14 protein-coding genes and 3 pseudogenes are annotated in these 16,429 nt (G+C 37.3%); 9 read left to right on the top strand and 8 right to left on the bottom strand.

Annotated elements, in window-relative coordinates; genetic code table 11:
• Positions 1 to 4 precede the first annotated feature (4 nt).
• The 3 genes from mdcA to madL are packed head-to-tail and all read right to left on the bottom strand — an operon-like array spanning position 5 to position 2,912.
• Positions 5 to 1,660 carry a malonate decarboxylase subunit alpha gene (mdcA, locus tag B9T31_RS13195; protein WP_086182411.1) on the bottom strand — a complete coding sequence of 552 codons (1,656 nt, stop codon included), beginning with the start codon at positions 1,658 to 1,660 and terminating at the stop codon, positions 5 to 7.
• A 37-nt stretch (positions 1,661 to 1,697) separates the two neighbouring features.
• Complete coding sequence (gene madM / locus B9T31_RS13190; protein ID WP_086182410.1) at positions 1,698 to 2,459, bottom strand: malonate transporter subunit MadM; 762 nt, start codon at positions 2,457 to 2,459, stop codon at positions 1,698 to 1,700.
• Between the two features lie 39 nt (positions 2,460 to 2,498).
• Positions 2,499 to 2,912 carry a malonate transporter subunit MadL gene (gene madL / locus B9T31_RS13185; protein WP_086182409.1) on the bottom strand — a complete coding sequence of 138 codons (414 nt, stop codon included), beginning with the start codon at positions 2,910 to 2,912 and terminating at the stop codon, positions 2,499 to 2,501.
• A gap of 131 nt (positions 2,913 to 3,043) precedes the next feature.
• Here madL and B9T31_RS13180 point away from each other — a divergent pair, with 131 nt between their 5' ends.
• A complete protein-coding gene (locus B9T31_RS13180) occupies positions 3,044 to 3,712 on the top strand; it encodes a GntR family transcriptional regulator (RefSeq protein ID WP_086182408.1) in 669 nt (222 codons plus the stop codon).
• Between the two features lie 175 nt (positions 3,713 to 3,887).
• On the opposite strand, the pseudogene B9T31_RS18065 reads toward B9T31_RS13180, so the two are convergent.
• The 5 genes and pseudogenes from B9T31_RS18065 to mobR form a co-directional block, all read right to left on the bottom strand.
• Positions 3,888 to 4,380: pseudogene (locus B9T31_RS18065) on the bottom strand (transposase); the annotation flags it as partial.
• Positions 4,381 to 4,526: 146 nt separating this feature from the next.
• A pseudogene (tnpC, locus tag B9T31_RS13175) lies at positions 4,527 to 5,350 on the bottom strand (IS66 family transposase).
• A gap of 3 nt (positions 5,351 to 5,353) precedes the next feature.
• Positions 5,354 to 6,490: an IS256 family transposase gene (locus tag B9T31_RS13170; protein WP_086182407.1), complete on the bottom strand. Its 1,137-nt coding sequence runs from the start codon at positions 6,488 to 6,490 to the stop codon at positions 5,354 to 5,356.
• 245 nt (positions 6,491 to 6,735) lie between these two features.
• Positions 6,736 to 6,845: pseudogene (locus B9T31_RS17690) on the bottom strand (IS5/IS1182 family transposase); the annotation flags it as partial.
• Between the two features lie 116 nt (positions 6,846 to 6,961).
• Positions 6,962 to 8,647 (bottom strand): phenol degradation transcriptional regulator MobR, encoded by a 1,686-nt coding sequence (gene mobR, locus B9T31_RS13165; RefSeq protein ID WP_086182406.1) that lies wholly within the window; start codon positions 8,645 to 8,647, stop codon positions 6,962 to 6,964.
• Between the two features lie 362 nt (positions 8,648 to 9,009).
• On the opposite strand from mobR, the gene B9T31_RS13160 reads away from it, so the two are divergent.
• The 8 genes from B9T31_RS13160 (at position 9,010) to B9T31_RS13125 (ending at position 15,827) form a co-directional block, all read left to right on the top strand.
• Positions 9,010 to 9,333 carry a phenol hydroxylase subunit gene (locus tag B9T31_RS13160; RefSeq protein ID WP_086182405.1) on the top strand — a complete coding sequence of 108 codons (324 nt, stop codon included), beginning with the start codon at positions 9,010 to 9,012 and terminating at the stop codon, positions 9,331 to 9,333.
• A gap of 59 nt (positions 9,334 to 9,392) precedes the next feature.
• Complete coding sequence (locus tag B9T31_RS13155; RefSeq protein ID WP_086182404.1) at positions 9,393 to 10,391, top strand: aromatic/alkene monooxygenase hydroxylase subunit beta; 999 nt, start codon at positions 9,393 to 9,395, stop codon at positions 10,389 to 10,391.
• A gap of 13 nt (positions 10,392 to 10,404) precedes the next feature.
• Complete coding sequence (locus B9T31_RS13150; protein WP_086182403.1) at positions 10,405 to 10,674, top strand: MmoB/DmpM family protein; 270 nt, start codon at positions 10,405 to 10,407, stop codon at positions 10,672 to 10,674.
• A 56-nt stretch (positions 10,675 to 10,730) separates the two neighbouring features.
• Positions 10,731 to 12,266, top strand: coding sequence for an aromatic/alkene/methane monooxygenase hydroxylase/oxygenase subunit alpha (locus tag B9T31_RS13145; protein ID WP_086182402.1), 1,536 nt, complete (start codon positions 10,731 to 10,733; stop codon positions 12,264 to 12,266).
• Positions 12,267 to 12,352: 86 nt separating this feature from the next.
• Entirely contained in the window at positions 12,353 to 12,715 is a 363-nt protein-coding gene (locus B9T31_RS13140; RefSeq protein ID WP_086182401.1) for a phenol hydroxylase subunit P4, read from the top strand.
• Between the two features lie 12 nt (positions 12,716 to 12,727).
• On the top strand, positions 12,728 to 13,789 hold the full coding sequence (locus B9T31_RS13135; protein ID WP_086182400.1) for an NADH:ubiquinone reductase (Na(+)-transporting) subunit F: 1,062 nt from the start codon (positions 12,728 to 12,730) through the stop codon (positions 13,787 to 13,789).
• 135 nt (positions 13,790 to 13,924) lie between these two features.
• Positions 13,925 to 14,845 carry a catechol 1,2-dioxygenase gene (gene catA, locus B9T31_RS13130; protein WP_086182399.1) on the top strand — a complete coding sequence of 307 codons (921 nt, stop codon included), beginning with the start codon at positions 13,925 to 13,927 and terminating at the stop codon, positions 14,843 to 14,845.
• Between the two features lie 91 nt (positions 14,846 to 14,936).
• Complete coding sequence (locus B9T31_RS13125; RefSeq protein ID WP_086182398.1) at positions 14,937 to 15,827, top strand: SphA family protein; 891 nt, start codon at positions 14,937 to 14,939, stop codon at positions 15,825 to 15,827.
• The last annotated feature ends 602 nt before the right edge of the window (positions 15,828 to 16,429 follow it).

Here is a 16,429-nt window from a genome sequence, read left to right as displayed (position 1 = left end):
GTGATCACCAATTCCTAAAACGACTAGGTGGGTTATATAAATCATCTGACCATTTCACTAAATCTTTAACAGATTGTGCAGCCAATAAATCTCTTGTTGCTAAGGTAGGATCTATGCTTAAATCTTCAGGACGCTGAATAATTCCGCGCTGTCTCAACTCTGCAACTTTGGCATGATCACGTTGCATACCAACAGGGGTATAACCAGCCACTCCTCGAATTGCTTGTTCACGTTCTTCAGCAGTACGACATAGTAATAAATTGGCAATTCCTTCTTCAGTTACAATATGAGTAACATCCTCACCATAAATCATAATTGGTGGTAAATCACTTGCCATCTTGTCTTGTAATTGCCATGCATCAAGTTGTTCTACAAATACTGGATGCATGTGTTCACGATAAGTTTCCACCATCTGCACCACAAGTTTTCGGCCTTTTACTAACCGACCGTCAACCGCTTCACGTCCTGCTTTTTGATATGCATAGCTAGAATGACGACGACCGTGCGGATCTGATCCCATATTTGGTGCCCCACCAAAGCCTGAAATTCGATCAGCAGTTGCAGTAGAACTATTTCCCTCAAGATCAATTTGTAAAGTTGAACCAATAAATAAATCACAAGCATATAAACCAGCAGCTTGACTGAATGCACGATTAGATCTCATACTGCCATCACTACCAGTAAAGAAAACATCAGAGCGTTCAGAAATATAATCCTCCATCCCAACTTCAGACCCGAAACTATGAATAGATTGAACAAATCCACTTTCAATAGCAGGAATCAAGGTAGGGTGTGGATTGAGTGCCCAATTCGTACAAATTTCACCTTTCAGCCCTAATGAAGCTGCATAGGTTGGTAATAACAATTCTATAGCAGCTGTATCAAATCCAATGCCATGGTTCAGACGTTTTACCTTATATGGTGCGTAAATTCCTTTAATGACCATCATTGCCATAAGAATTTGCACTTCAGTAATTTGTGCAGGATCACGAGTAAATAATGGTTCTATATAATTAGGTTTTGGGCTAACAATAAAGAAATCTACCCAATCACCAGGAATATCAACACGGGGGAGTGCTTCAACCAACTCATTAACTTGAGCAATGACAATACCACTTTTAAATGCAGTTGCTTCTACAATTGGCGGCGTATCTTCCGTATTAGGTCCTGTATATAAATTTCCATATTGATCTGCTGAGTGTGCAGTTACCAAACACACATTTGGTATAAGATCTATAAAGTAACGTCCATAAAGCTCTAGATAAGTATGTATTGAACCAATACTAATTTTTTGCTGCTGAACCAATTGTGCTAAACGTAAACTTTGAGGTCCAGCAAAAGAAAAGTCCACCTTAGATGCTATACCTTTTTCAAAAACATCAATATGACTAGGTAAAGCAAGTACTGACTGCAATATATGCAAATCATTTATTTTTTGTGGATCACACTGGCTTAAAGTTTTAGAGAGAAAATCTGCTTGTTTTTGATTATTTCCTTCAATACAAACACGGTCTCTACAAAAAATTACTGTTTCAAGTAAATCCTTTGCCTGTTGTGCATTTACTTGTTTACTAAATCCTTTCTTTTTAGCCTGTTCTAACTTATTTTGTCTTTTTGCTTTTTGTGTATCCCACGTCATATTTTCCGTAAAATGATTCATCACTAATCCTCTTAATAATATTGCTTAAATTTTCTATTTATCCAAAAAAGGCATTTACAACAAGGAAAAATAATGAGGGTCCTAATAAACAACCTAAACCTGTATAAAATGTTGCAACTAATGCACCATAAGGCACTAGACGAACATCAGTACCAGCTAAACCTGCTGCAGTACCACTAGTAGTACCCGCCAAACCTCCAAATATCATTGCTGAACGCGGGCTTTTTAAATACATAAATTTTGCTAGAAGTGGTGTACCAACCATAAAGAAAACTGCTTTAATCAAACCAATGGCAATTGACAGCGCAATCACATCTGAAGTTGCACCAATAGCAGTACCAGTAATTGGACCAACAATATATGTCATAGCACCCGCACCAATTGTTGTCATTGAGACTGCATCTTTATAACCCATCATCCATGCAATACCAGCACCAACTACAAATGGCACAACACAACCCAATGCCAATGCAATTAATCCAACTTTCCCAGCTTTTTTTACTTCTCGTACATCAACCTCGAAAGCTGTAGATGCAATCGCAAGATCGCGAATCATCGCTCCCCCCAGCAATGCAAACCCTGAAAATATTGCAATGTCAGAAATACCTTTTGTACCTTCAGTATACAAACCTGCAAAATATGCCACGACCAAACCAAGTGTGATTGCAATAGCGGAACTTTGTAACTTCCCCTTAGTTAAATATTTAGACAGCATTTGAGATACCAACATCATCAAACCTGTGATTGCTAGCGCTGTAACCAACGCATTTTTAGTTAGAACTTCTACTAATAAATCCATAGTGTAATTTCCGTTTTAATTATTCCGTTAATAAAATTATTATTTTTGCTCTGCATTCAATTCATCGTTATTTGTAGATGGCCATTCGTATGTATCATAGTCACCACTAGACTTATTTAACCAACGAATTACAAATACTGTTCCTACCAAGGCAAAGATAGAAACAATCACACCTACCATTCCACCAGATAATGCAGCAACAACGTTTTGACCTGCAGACATGGCAACAACAATTGGAATATACATACCTGACCAATACAACACCCCTAATTGTGTTGTCTTAGAAAGTAAACCTTTTTTTGCTAAAAGTTCTTTAAAACAGATAAGTAGAATCATTGCGATTGCTACTCCACCCACATTTGCATCTACGCCTATTAATGCACCTAAAGCTTTTCCAAGAAAATCACCCAGTAAATGTGAGACTGCAAGAATGGCTGTTCCATAAATCAACATTTTTTAATCCTCCCTGGATTAGTAAAAAATGAAATTAATTTCATAATTTGATATAGTTATAATTTAGATGTGTCCAAAGATCAAGCAATTTGAATCCAAATTCACATATTTTGTATACAATAGGATTGTTTATGGATATTACAAGTAATTTACCACTATCTATTCAGGTAACTAAAAAACTAGAGGATGATATTGTTCTGGGGCGTTTAATGCCTGGTACAAAGCTTGATGAACAAGAATTATGTGATCGTTACAACGTTTCTAGAACACCAGTACGCGAGGCTCTAAAATTATTAGCAGCCGATGGACTTGTTGAAATTCGTCCTAGGCGAGGTGCAATTATTCCAGCTATTCAACCCATCGTGCTATGTGAGATGTTTGAGGTAATGGCTGAACTTGAAGGAATGTGCGGTCGATTAGCTGCAAGACGTATCAGTTTTGATGAAAAAAATACATTGATTGCTCTTCACAATAGTTGTGAGAAATTTTTATTTAATAATGATCCAGAAGGATACTATGAGGAAAACAAAAATTTTCATTTTGCAATTTATCATGCAAGTCATAACTCCTTTCTCATTGAACAAGCAACTTCACTACACAAACGTTTACACCCTTATCGAAGATTACAATTAAGGGTTCATAATCGTATGAATCACTCATATTCCGAACATGAAGCACTACTAAATGCAATAGTAGATGGTAATGAGGTCCTTGCAGAAAAATTATTAAAAGAGCATGTAGTCATTCAGGGTGAAAAATTTACAGATTTAATTTCATCCTTAAATACTATAACTTTATAAATAAACTGTAATTAAGCCAATCCTATATTAAGGAGGATTGGCTTAATTACAAATTCCACCAGTATAATTTAAATTTGGGTGTGAGGCAGATCTCATTCCATGAATTTATTTAAGATGGCTAATACGTGTATAAATTTCATTGACTTGGCTATCAAAGTTCTTAGTACTAAGCTTATCGATCTAAAATAACTTGTCTGCAGTATTTCGTGCCATCTGTATAGACGGAGTTAATTCGTTCATCAGATGGAATTTTTTATAGATCACCAAGAACTTGCGAATCTTGTTGTGAGTTATATAGCCCATATTTGTAAGGTTTTAGCATCTATACCAATATGTAATTTAAGCCATTACCGAAGATATTCAGGCTGATGTTTTTTGCATTTCCATTCACTATCACCTAAAAGCTTCAGACCAGTTAAGTCTACCAGTAAGTGTAGTTCATCACTGCTTTTTGATAACTTATCACAATATCAATATGTTTTATCTGCGACAGAGAGTTGGATACAGATATCGCTGATATTCGGGGCTGTCCAATTTAAACCATATAATTAAATAAGGCTTTGCGCAAAGCCTGTAGCCATAGGTAAATAAAGGCAAATAGAGATTTGATCATTAAAACAGCATTGAATTGCTGTATCAGAGTAAGCGTCTAACCAACTCTTACGCCCTAAAACCCATGGACGCATTTGATTTTTCACCCAATTATTGCACAAAGAGGTAGATGACCATCGTCCAAATAACGACTTAAGGCTGACAATCGTTTGAGACTGTAATTAATCGCCTTGGTCGTTGCAGAACTTGAGGGGACTACGTGTTAATGTTGTAGTAGCCACTCATGAAGTTGCGTCATAACAAGTTTACTATATTGTTGCCGGTACTGATGGCGTTGTTCAGCACTACCATCGGTATTTTTTCTGATTTCAGCCTCTATCATATAAAGCTTCTGAATCAATGCTAAAGCCTGTTCTGCAATTTCACTTTTCCCAGGCACATGCAGCTCATAAAATTTACGTCGAGCATGTGCTATACAACCCACTTCAATGATCTGACCTGATTTGAAACGTGCTTTGTAACCACTGTAATCATCACAGACCAAATGACCTTGCCAATCTTTTAAAAAAGCTTCGGCATGTTCACCAGAGCGACTATCTTGAAAGTCCTAAATCACCGCTTGAATAGGTTTATATTGAGTAGTGGCATAAGTCCAAACATAACCTTTCTTTGGCTTTTTCTCTTTGCCATCTAACCGCATGATGGTCACAAGGGTTTCATCCGTATGAAGAACTTGCTGTTGCAATATCACTTTTTTAAAGTATCAGTTAAGCGCTCTAATTCAACACCACAACGACCGATCCAATCGGAGAGCGTAGATCTTGATAAATCTACGCCAGCACGTAAAAAGATTTGACGTTGACGATAAAGTGGTAAGTGATCTGCATACTTTGAGACCAAGACATGGCTCAGTAACTCAGGTGTTGCAATTCCTTTTTCAATGATATATGCCGGTATTGCTTGTTGAGTTAATGTATCACATTGATCACACCCCCATTTACCACGAACATGTTGCTCTTTATAAAACTGAGCGGGTCGGAAATTTAACTTTTCACGAGCCTGTAAATTATTTTGTGTAAGTTTCATTTTTTATAAATGATCTTTTAATCGATCATCGAACTGAATCGTAAACCAATTCATTGCTAAACGCCAATTTTGAATTGGCATTGTCCATTTCTTAGCAGCATTTGTTGTTGCTAAGTAAATGACTTTCTTCACTAAATCATCTGACGAGAAGATCTTTCGCTTTTTTGTTGAATGGCGGATCACGCTATTCAAAGCTTCAATCGCATTCGTTGTATAAATCGCATGACGTATTTCAGCTAGATAGCTAAAGATTGTGCGGATATTTTCCCAATTGGCTCGCCAAGATTCTCCAATTTTCGGATATTGATGATTCCATTGATCACAGAAGATATCTAGAGATTTTAAGGCATTTTCTTCTGTACTTGCCTGATAGATCGCTTTAAGACCAACTGTAACAGCCTTGTAGTCTTTCCAGCTTACAAATCTCAGGCTATTGCGTCCAACATGTACGATACACAGCTGAATGTCCTGCACCCCTCGATTTTTGAGTTCTGTCATGACGGATAGCCAGAATTTGGCACCTTCTGTCTGGGCAATCCATATACCGAATAATTCTTTTTGCCCATCCATATTGATGCCCGAAGCAAGGTATACAGACTTGTTAATTACATTGGAGTGTTGACTGACTTTTACAACGATACAGTCGAGATAGACTACTGGATACAGACTATCCAATGCTCTATTTTGCCACTCAGTCACTTGCTCAATCACAGCATCGGTCACTTTGCTTATGAGTGATGCTGAGACATCTGCATCGTACATTTCTTTAAAGAATGCGACAATTTCTCGATTGGTCATTCCTTTTGCATACAGTGAAAGGATTTGATCACCCATACTGGTAATGCGCGTTTGATGCTTCTTGATAATTTGTGGCTCAAATGAACCGTCTCGATCACGGGGAATATCTAAAGCCAGTTGCCCATCTTGAGTTGAAACGGTTTTAGAGCTAAAACCATTTCGGCTGTTTAAGCCTTTCTTGGGCTGATGCTTTTCATATCCAAGATGATCTGAGAGTTCTGTATTCAGTGCAGTTTCGATCATGAACTTTTTAAATATGGCTGTCATTTGGTTTAAGTTTTCTGGTGTTTTTAGACCCTTAGCCAATTCAACAGCCATACTTTTAATTGTTGCTTCATCCATGTGAAGTACCTTTTGTAATTATCCTTTTCAGGATAAATGAAAATTAAGTACTTACACAAAATTTAGAGCAGTCCTCTTTTCACTGATATCCTCGATATCTGATGATTTGTCGCCATAAATTTAAGTCCCCACTTGTTTTTAAGTGGGAACTAAATTAAGGCTTATAGGATGAATTCGTAAGGTGTGTTCAGCGGACGCTTACGTATCAGAGTAGGTTTGAGTTCGCCTTGTGATTGTGCATATCATTGAGTCTTTAAATCAAAGCATATGGAAATATTTTACCTCGGTTAATTAAGGCTTGATTATAGGAGGACCAATTGGTTATAGAATAGATTTTAGGGGCAGACTTATTCATTTTGAAATTATATTGCTGAATAAGCCTTCTATACTAGGTTCGTGCAACAAAGCCAATACTTACACAAAATTTAGAACGGTCCCGCCATAAATAGTCAATCTATATATAATTGAAATCTACTCTTTCTTACCATGAATAGCCTGCTTTTTTAAACGATAATCCAGAGCTGCTCGGCTAATACCCAATACACGTGCTGCTTCAGAAACATTATGATTCACTTTTTGCATTGCGATAGAAATCAGTTGTCTTTCATGATCTTCTAAACAAAAGCCATCTTGTATTACTGCATCTAAGTTCACTTTTTCAAGCTTTGTTTCAATGTCCTCTTTAATCTGCGGAAACAAATGACTAAGTTTAATTTCCTGCTGATGATCCGTCAGTAAAGTCGCCCGCTCTAATAAATTTTCAAGCTCCCGAATGTTACCTGGCCACTCATAATTCATTAAGAAATTTTTGGCCTTATCGCTCAAACCTTTTATTTTTTTGCCATACATATTTTCAAAACGTACCAAGAAATGTTGAATCAATAAAGGAATATCATCTCGACGCTCTCGTAAAGAAGGAATCATGACAGGAAATATATTTAAGCGATAATAGAGATCTGCTCTAAAGCGCCCAGCTTTTACTGCTTGCTCTAAGTCTTCATTGGTTGCAGCTACGACTCGTACATCAACATGACGAGTTCGATAATCCCCTACTCGCTCAAATTCTCCTTCTTGTAACATACGTAATAGAGCTGCTTGTGCACGTGTTGAGAGTTCAATCACTTCATCTAAAAAAATTGTGCCGTGATTTGCCCGTTCAAATTTACCTATACGAGTTTGATGTGCACCTGTAAATGCACCTTTTTCTACACCAAATAATTCAGCTTCTATTAGATCCGGCGGGATACTGGCACAATTCATCGCAATAAATGGCTGACCTTTCCGCGAACTACCTTCATGAATTCCACGTGCAAATGCTTCTTTGCCAACACCTGTTTCTCCTTGCAGTAATACTGCAACTTTACTGCCTGCTGCTTTTTTCAATAAATCACATACATGTCGATATGATGAAGACTCACCTACCGAATTAAACATCGCATAATCAGATTCAGCATCGGTATAAATATTTTTTTTCAACTCATTCAATTCTGCTTGCAAAGCAATTAATTCATCCGACACAGGGTCAGGTGACATAAATTGAATGAGTTCATCTGCATTTCCCCATTCTTCTAATGGTTTTCCAATAATTCGACAGCAATCATCGCCTTGTGCAACACAATGAGTTTCTTGATAGATAATCGTTTGTCCCATCACCAAACTGGTATAACCACAAGCATAGCCAAGCAACATCCAACAAGATGGCTCATCTGCCGTTCCGAACTCATTGAGATGAACTTCCGCTTCAAAAGAATTAAGCCAATTAAAATCTGCATAGAATTTTTTATTATCATGGCTAAGTTCTAACCGATTGACTTCAACTTGCACCATGCCACGAATACTATGCATTTGTGGACCAGCCATAAATGCTTCCGCCTCATTTAAATTTGGGCGTAATCGAGATGTTACTTCAGCATCACGGATCCCAGCTTGATAACCGCAACGGATAAAAAAGCGCTTTGTTCTTTCCCATCCCAACATATTACAAAGATCTTTACGCAGATAACCCATCATATGGGTATGCATAAGCAACATTCGATTCTCATCAAACCAAATTTTTCCATGCTGCGTATCAAACTGAATATTATCCAAAAGATCTTGGATGTCTTTATTTTTTTCTAAAATTTGCGTGTAAAATTTCGCATCTTTGGCTGTAGGCATGACGAAATACCCATCCTTGGCTATATATCGATAACATGCATCTTACCTAATCCTGACTAAAATGCTTTACTACCTTATTATTATAATAGTATACCTTTAAGGTATTTTATTTTTAAAGTTAATTATCAAAATCTTATATAAATATAATTTTAAAAAATTTCATCATTTAATGAAAATCTACACTTCAACATTCATCTTTACATGAACTTTTAAAGCTATTTATTCTGCCTAATTCCACTTAAAACCCATAAGCAATTGATTAATTAGAATTTAATAAATTTGGCACACATTTTGATTTAAGGCTTTCAGAAATAAAAATTCACGTTGAAATGAATTCAATGTACCGATGAAAGGATGAATCAATGACTGTTCTTACTCAGCCAACTCAACTCACTAAATACATCCGTATTACAGGTGATCGAAATGCCAAATTTGTTGAATTCGATTTTGCAATTCAAGATCCAACCCTTTTTGTAGAACTTGTTCTCCCTCAACAAGCATTTCAGCATTTTTGTGAAATTAATCAAGTCATTGAAATGAATGAAGAACAGAAAGCTTGGAATGATGCTCAGGAAGATAAATGGCGTTATGGTGAAGAACCCGATGTACTGAACCCAATTGCTCAACAAGCACTGATGCAAACCAATAAACATATTTTTAATGTAGAAAATCCAGTTTCAGAGTAATTCAAACTGTAATGATGCAGATCAAGAAGATCTGAGAGTTTATCTATAAGGAGATCACGATGACTTTAGAAATTAAAACGTCAATCATTTCGCCAATTCGCCAAACTTATGCGTATATAGAACGCCGTTTTGGCAATAAACCCGCTACACGTTATCAAGAAGTAAGTTTTGATATTCAAGGCACGACTAACTTTCATTATCGCCCTTTATGGAACCCATCAAAAACTTTAAATGATCCGAGTTATACCGCTTTAATCATGAAAGATTGGTATGTATTTAAGGATCCACGCCAATTTTATTATGGTGCTTATGTACAACATCGTGCACGTTTACAAGATATTGCTGAAAGTAATTATGCCTTCTTTGAAAAACGTCATTTGGTGGAAAACTTAAGTGAAGATGTAAAGCAAAAATTGATTTCTTGCTTACTTCCTTTCCGCTATGTCGAGCAAACTGCCAACTTACACATGATGTCTGGTAGTGCTTATGGTTACGGTACAGTGATTACTCAAGCCTGTATGTTTGCAGCAATGGATCGTCTTGGAATGGCGCAATACATTTCTCGTATTGGTTTACTGCTTGATGGCAACACTGGTGAATCTTTACAACAAGCCAAAGACATTTGGATGAATGATGCTGCTTGGCAGCCTCTACGCAAATTGTGCGAGCAAAGCCTCACTGAGCAAGATTGGTTCAAGTTATATATTTTACAAACATTGCTGATCGATAGCTTGATGCAAAGTTTAGTGTATGGACAGTTTGATCAACTCCTTGTAGAGAACGGCGCACGTGATATGGCAATGCTCATTGAGTTTATGCAGGACTGCTTAACAGACTTACGCAAATGGTCAGATCCTGTTTTAAAACTTGCCACTACTGAGTCTGAAGAAAATAAAGCCTTAATCCAAACATGGATTGCTGAACTTTTACCACAAGTACAAGACGCATTCAGTACGTGGTCAGGTTTTGCTTTAGGCGATGCCGATATCGAAACCGCTTTAACCACCATCTCAGAACGCAGTAAAAAAGCAGGTTTTGCTTTAACAGACAATGCATAAGGAATTTGCCCACATGACTTCTAAAGTTTATTTAGCACTACAAGACAATGATACTTCTCGCTACATCATTGAAGCGATAGAACAAGATAACCCTGAAGCCACAATTCAATACCTCCCTGCCATGATCCGTGTAGAAAGTACAGGTGAGTTAGTGATTCGTGCCGAAACTGTTTCTGAAAAACTCGGGCAGGATTGGAACATCCAAGAACTACAACTCAACATGATCACGCTTGGTGGCAACGTTGATGAAGATGATGACATGTTCACGTTGAAGTGGAACTAAACATGGAATGCACGCTCAGCATTTAACGCTGAGCGACACAATAACAGGATAATCAAATGAACATTCAAGCAAAAACAGCGACAAAAACCGCAACTAAAAAATTAAATGCTAAAGACCGTTATCGCATGCTTACCCGTGATTTGGATTGGGATTTCTCATATGCAGATCGTAAAAATGCCTTCCCATACGAAGAGTTTGAAGGCATTAAAATCACTGATTGGTCGAAATGGGAAGATCCATTCCGTTTAACCATGGATTCTTACTGGAAATACCAAGCGGAAAAAGAGAAAAAACTATACGCCATTTTTGATGCATTTGCACAAAATAACGGTCAAATGAATGTTTCAAATGAACGTTATTTAAATGCCATCAAACTCTTTTTAACTGCCGTCACACCACTTGAATACCAAGCTTATCAAGGTTATGCGCATGTTGGGCGTCAATTTAGCGGAATCGGCGCACGTATTGCATCACAAATGCAATCAATTGATGAATTGCGTCATGTACAAACACAAATTCATGCGATGAGTCATTACAACAAGTTCTTTGATGGCTTCCAAGATTGGGCGCACATGCATGATCGTGTTTGGTATTTATCTGTACCAAAATCATTCTTTGAAGATGCACGCTCAGCAGGTCCATTCGAGTTTTTATTAGCCATCAGTTTTGCTTTTGAATATGTATTAACAAACCTTTTATTTGTGCCATTTATGTCTGGTGCAGCATATAACGGTGACATGGCAACAGTGACTTTCGGTTTCTCTGCACAGTCTGACGAAGCACGTCACATGACGCTCGGTTTAGAAATCGTTAAATTTTTACTTGAGCAACATGAAGATAACGTACCAATCGTTCAAGAGTGGATTGATAAATGGTTCTGGCGTGGCACACGTTTACTTTCAATTGTCGGCATGATGATGGATTACATGTTACCGAATAAAGTGATGTCTTGGAAAGAAGCATGGGAAACTTACTTTGAAGAAGCAGGCGGTGCTTTATTTAAAGACTTAAGCCGTTATGGTATTCGTATGCCAAAATATTCAGAAGTAATTGAAAAAGAAAAAGAACACGTATCGCATCAAGCATGGTGGATTTTCTATAACTTTGGTCATGCTGCAGGCTTCCATACGTGGATTCCAACAGACGAAGAAATGGATTGGTTATCTGAAAAATACCCAGATACTTTTGACAAATACTACCGTCCAAAATGGGAACTTGCTCGTAAGATGGAAGCAGAAGGCAAACGTTTTTATAGTGATGGCCTACCACAACTGTGCCAAATCTGTCAGATACCGATGACCTTTACCGAAATGGATGGCGATCAAACTCAATTTAGCTACCGTGATTCTATTTATAAAGGTGAGCGTTATCACACCTGTTCAGATGGTTGTCATGACATCTTTGAACGTGAACCTGAAAAATATATCCAAGCATGGTTACCGGTAAACCAAATCTTACAAGGCAACTGTGGCGGTCCTGATTTAGAAAGCATTTTACGTGACTATTACAACTTTAACGTCGGTGCAGACAATTTAGACATTGAAGGTTCTCCAGATCAAGAACGCTGGAAAAAATGGAAAGGTGCTGTGTAACACAACCCATTTTATCGAAGATCATTCCACTCAAATAAAGTGAAATCTTGGAATGATCTTCCCTTAAGGACATTAGGAGAATTTTCATGCCAGTACAAGCGATTCAAGCCGATTACAACTTTGAAGCACGTGACCAAAAAAAGAACTATGGTAACAACATCCTCATTTATGTGGGTTGGGACAATCACACCCTATTTTGTGCAGCACATGCCTTAGTGGTATCACCAATACAAACGTTACAAGACCTGATTGATCAACAAATTACAGGTGGATTTCATCAACATCCTGAATTTAGTCAAATTGATTGGTCAGCAGCAAAATTCACCTTAAACCACCAAGCCATTCCCAATGATTTTTCTAAAACTTTAGAAGAACTCGGTTTTGATCACAAATCATTATTACGCTTAGTGACCCCGGGCTTAACAGGCTACAACAGCAGCCACGTTTAAAGGAGTAAGCGTATGACTTATCAAGTGACTATTGAACCAATTGGTATGACCATTGAGGTTGAAGAAGATCAAACCATTTTAGATGCAGCATTACGACAAGGTGTTTGGTTGCCTTTCGCTTGCGGACATGGCACTTGCGGTACTTGTAAAGTACAAGTCACCGATGGCTTTTTTGATATCGGTGAAGCATCTTCATTTGCCTTGATGGATATTGAGCGTGAAGAAAACAAAGTACTCGCGTGCTGCTGTAAGCCAGAATCTGACATGGTGATTGAAGCGGATGTCGATGAAGATGAAGATTTCCTCGGATATTTAGTTCAAGACTACCAAGCCAAAGTCATCGAAATTAAAGACTTATCACCAACCATTAAAGGGGTACGCTTGCAAATTGACCGTACTATGAATTTCCAAGCAGGTCAATATGTCAATATTCAATTCCCTGATATTGAAGGTACACGTGCATTCTCTATTGCTAACTCACCAAGCGAAGCCGATGTGATTGAGTTACATATTCGCCAAATTCAAGGCGGTGCAGCAACAACTTATGTACATAAAAACCTACAAGTAGGCGATGAATTAGACCTTTCAGGTCCGTACGGACAATTCTTTGTACGTAAATCTGATGAAAAAGACATGATCTTTATTGCAGGAGGCTCAGGTTTATCTAGCCCGCAATCAATGATCATGGATTTATTAGAAAGTGGGGATAATCGTACCTTGTATTTATTCCAAGGTGCACGTGATATCGCTGAATTGTATAACCGTGAAATCTTTGAACAACTTGTAAAAGATTATCCAAACTTCCGCTATATCCCTGCTTTAAATGCACCAAAAACTAAAGACAATTGGACAGGTTTTACAGGTTTTGTCCATGAAGCTGTTGCCAATTATTTTGAAAATAAATGCAGTGGTCATAAAGCTTATTTATGTGGTCCACCACCGATGATTGATGCAGCAATCTCAACCTTAATGCAAAGTCGTTTGTTTGAAAAAGATATTCATACTGAACGTTTTTTAAGTGCGGCTGATGGTGCAACTACGGGTGCACGTTCGGCTTTATTTAGAAGCATTTAAGCAACATATAGTTGATCTAAATCCAAATATGAACTGCATACAGATGCACAAACCCAATAATTTTCGAATGATCTATGCTTAAAACTCCTCGTAGATCATTCAATTTTACTACTCATCTATCAAAGGAAGATCACGATGAATCGGCAAGAAATCGATGCTTTAGTTCAAAAAATTAATGTAGATACGGCTACAGGTCCTGTTGATGCACGTATTCAACAAATTATTGTCCGTTTATTGGGTGATTTATTCCAAGCCATTGAAGATTTAGACATTTCTCAAACAGAAGTTTGGAAAGGTTTAGAATATTTTACCGATGCAGGTCAGGCACATGAACTTGGTTTATTGGCTGCAGGTCTAGGCTTAGAACATTACCTCGATTTACGTGCTGATGAAGCAGATGCCAAAGCAGGAATTACAGGCGGTACACCACGTACAATTGAAGGTCCATTATATGTGGCTGGTGCACCTGCTTCTGTTGGCTTTGCCCGTATGGATGATGGTTCTGAATCAGATTATATCGATACATTAATCATCGAAGGTACCGTAACCGATACCCAAGGCAATATTATCCCAAATGCAAAAGTTGAAATTTGGCATGCCAATGGCTTAGGCAACTACTCTTTCTTTGATAAATCACAGTCTGATTTTAATTTACGTCGTACCATTTTTACTAATGAACATGGCAAATATACCGCTTTAACCACTATACCTGTGGGCTATGGCTGCCCTCCTGAAGGGACAACTCAAGCTGTACTGAATAAATTAGGTCGTCATGGCAATCGCCCATCGCATGTACATTATTTTGTATCTGCGCCGAATTATCGCAAATTGACCACACAATTTAATATCGAAGGTGATCAATACCTTTGGGATGATTTTGCTTTTGTAACACGTGAAGGCTTAGTTGCAACAGCAGTTGATGTTGCTGACACTGATCAAATGGCACGTCATGGTTTAACCAAACCATTCAAACACATCACGTTTAATTTTAAATTAACTCAAGATACCGATACTGCACCATCAACTGTGATTGATCGTCGTCGCGCGATTGCTTAAACAATATATTAGGCAATCTATCCACAGATCGCCTGTTATATCTGATTTTAAATTGATCTAAAACAAAATAACTTCATGAAAAGGATATTCCATGAAAAAAGCTCATGCACTTTCGTTCGCCTTATGTTTAGGCTTAAGCACTGCACAAACCGTCCTTGCCACTGAAAATGGGGCTGATTCCTTTGCACTAGGTGCAGAAGGCATGATGGCAGGCGCATTGCCACCTGCAGGTGTATATTTACTGACTTACTATCAAAATTATCATGCAGGCGAGTATGTTAATGGGCCCGATAATTTCCATCTTGATTTTACTGCACTCATTCCACGCTTAGTATGGATGACTGAACAAAATTATTTTGGTGGACAACTCGGTTTCTATGCCATTCAACCTATGGTTAATCTCAACCTCAATGTTGCAGGCATGTCAGATAAAAATACCATTTTAGGTGACATTGTGCTCGGCTCAATGCTCGGTTGGCATCAAGGTAACCATCATTGGATTGCAGCACTAGAAACTGTTTTAGCCACAGGTAAGTACGATACACCCACTGCAAATCAACCTATAGTTGCCAATGTCGGCAAAAACTATAATACGATTCGCCCAATTCTTGCCTATACCTACGCGCCGTTAAATGGCTTAGATATTTCGACTAAAATTTCATATAGCTTTAATGATGAAAATGATGAAAATGATGAAATACATTATAAATCTGGGGAATATTTTGCTGGTGACTACAGTTTAGGCTATAAATTAAGTGATCATGTCAAATTGGCAATAGAAGGTTATGCCTTTAAACAAGTTAAATCAGATCGTATCAGCGGTAATGATATTGGTCAAAAAGGACAAGTCCTTGCGGTTGGCCCTGCTATCCAATATCGGGATCAAAATTGGTCTATTGAAGCAAAATATTTAAAAGAAACTAATGTTGAAAACCGCCCTAAAGGGCATACAAGCCTTTTAAAATTCATCTGGGCTTTTTAGTACAAAAAACTAAATAATAATGGTTTTTATACTAACCCAACTTGAATATTCTGCACCTAATTTTAAAAAATTCAAATATGAAACTATCATTAGTCAAGAAGTCATGATGCAGAATCACAAAATTTAGGATTTAATAAGGCAAAATACGTCCTGATATTTAAGTGAAATAAATCGCAAATATTTTAATATACTTAGCTTTATCTATTTCTAGTAAATAAATAATAATAGAATTTTAAATAAGTGTGGCAAAAAAGTTAGGAGGATTGTACATCTTATCTTGTTTATCTCTTTTTGGGAGGTAGCAATTTATTTCCAAAAAAATATTTAATTTACATAGTCTTAACATTTTAGATATATACAAATATCCTCTTTACCAAAAAAGAGAGAGTAGCTTTTACTACTCTCTTTTTCGATATTTAATCTATATATACCCAACTTGGGCATAGTCTATAAATGCTGATCAAATGCTATATTAAATGGTTGCATGGGGATAAGAACAAGCAAGAAATTGCGAAACTTAGCGTAGCACGTATAGCTTAAATACTTCAGCTCTTGGAATAAAATATGTGGCAATAAAAAATTTTTTATGTAAGCGATTAATT

The sequence above is a fragment of the Acinetobacter sp. ANC 4558 genome, from assembly GCF_002135375.1.
Taxonomy (GTDB): domain Bacteria; phylum Pseudomonadota; class Gammaproteobacteria; order Pseudomonadales; family Moraxellaceae; genus Acinetobacter.
This window is presented reverse-complemented; position numbering and strand designations above follow the sequence as displayed.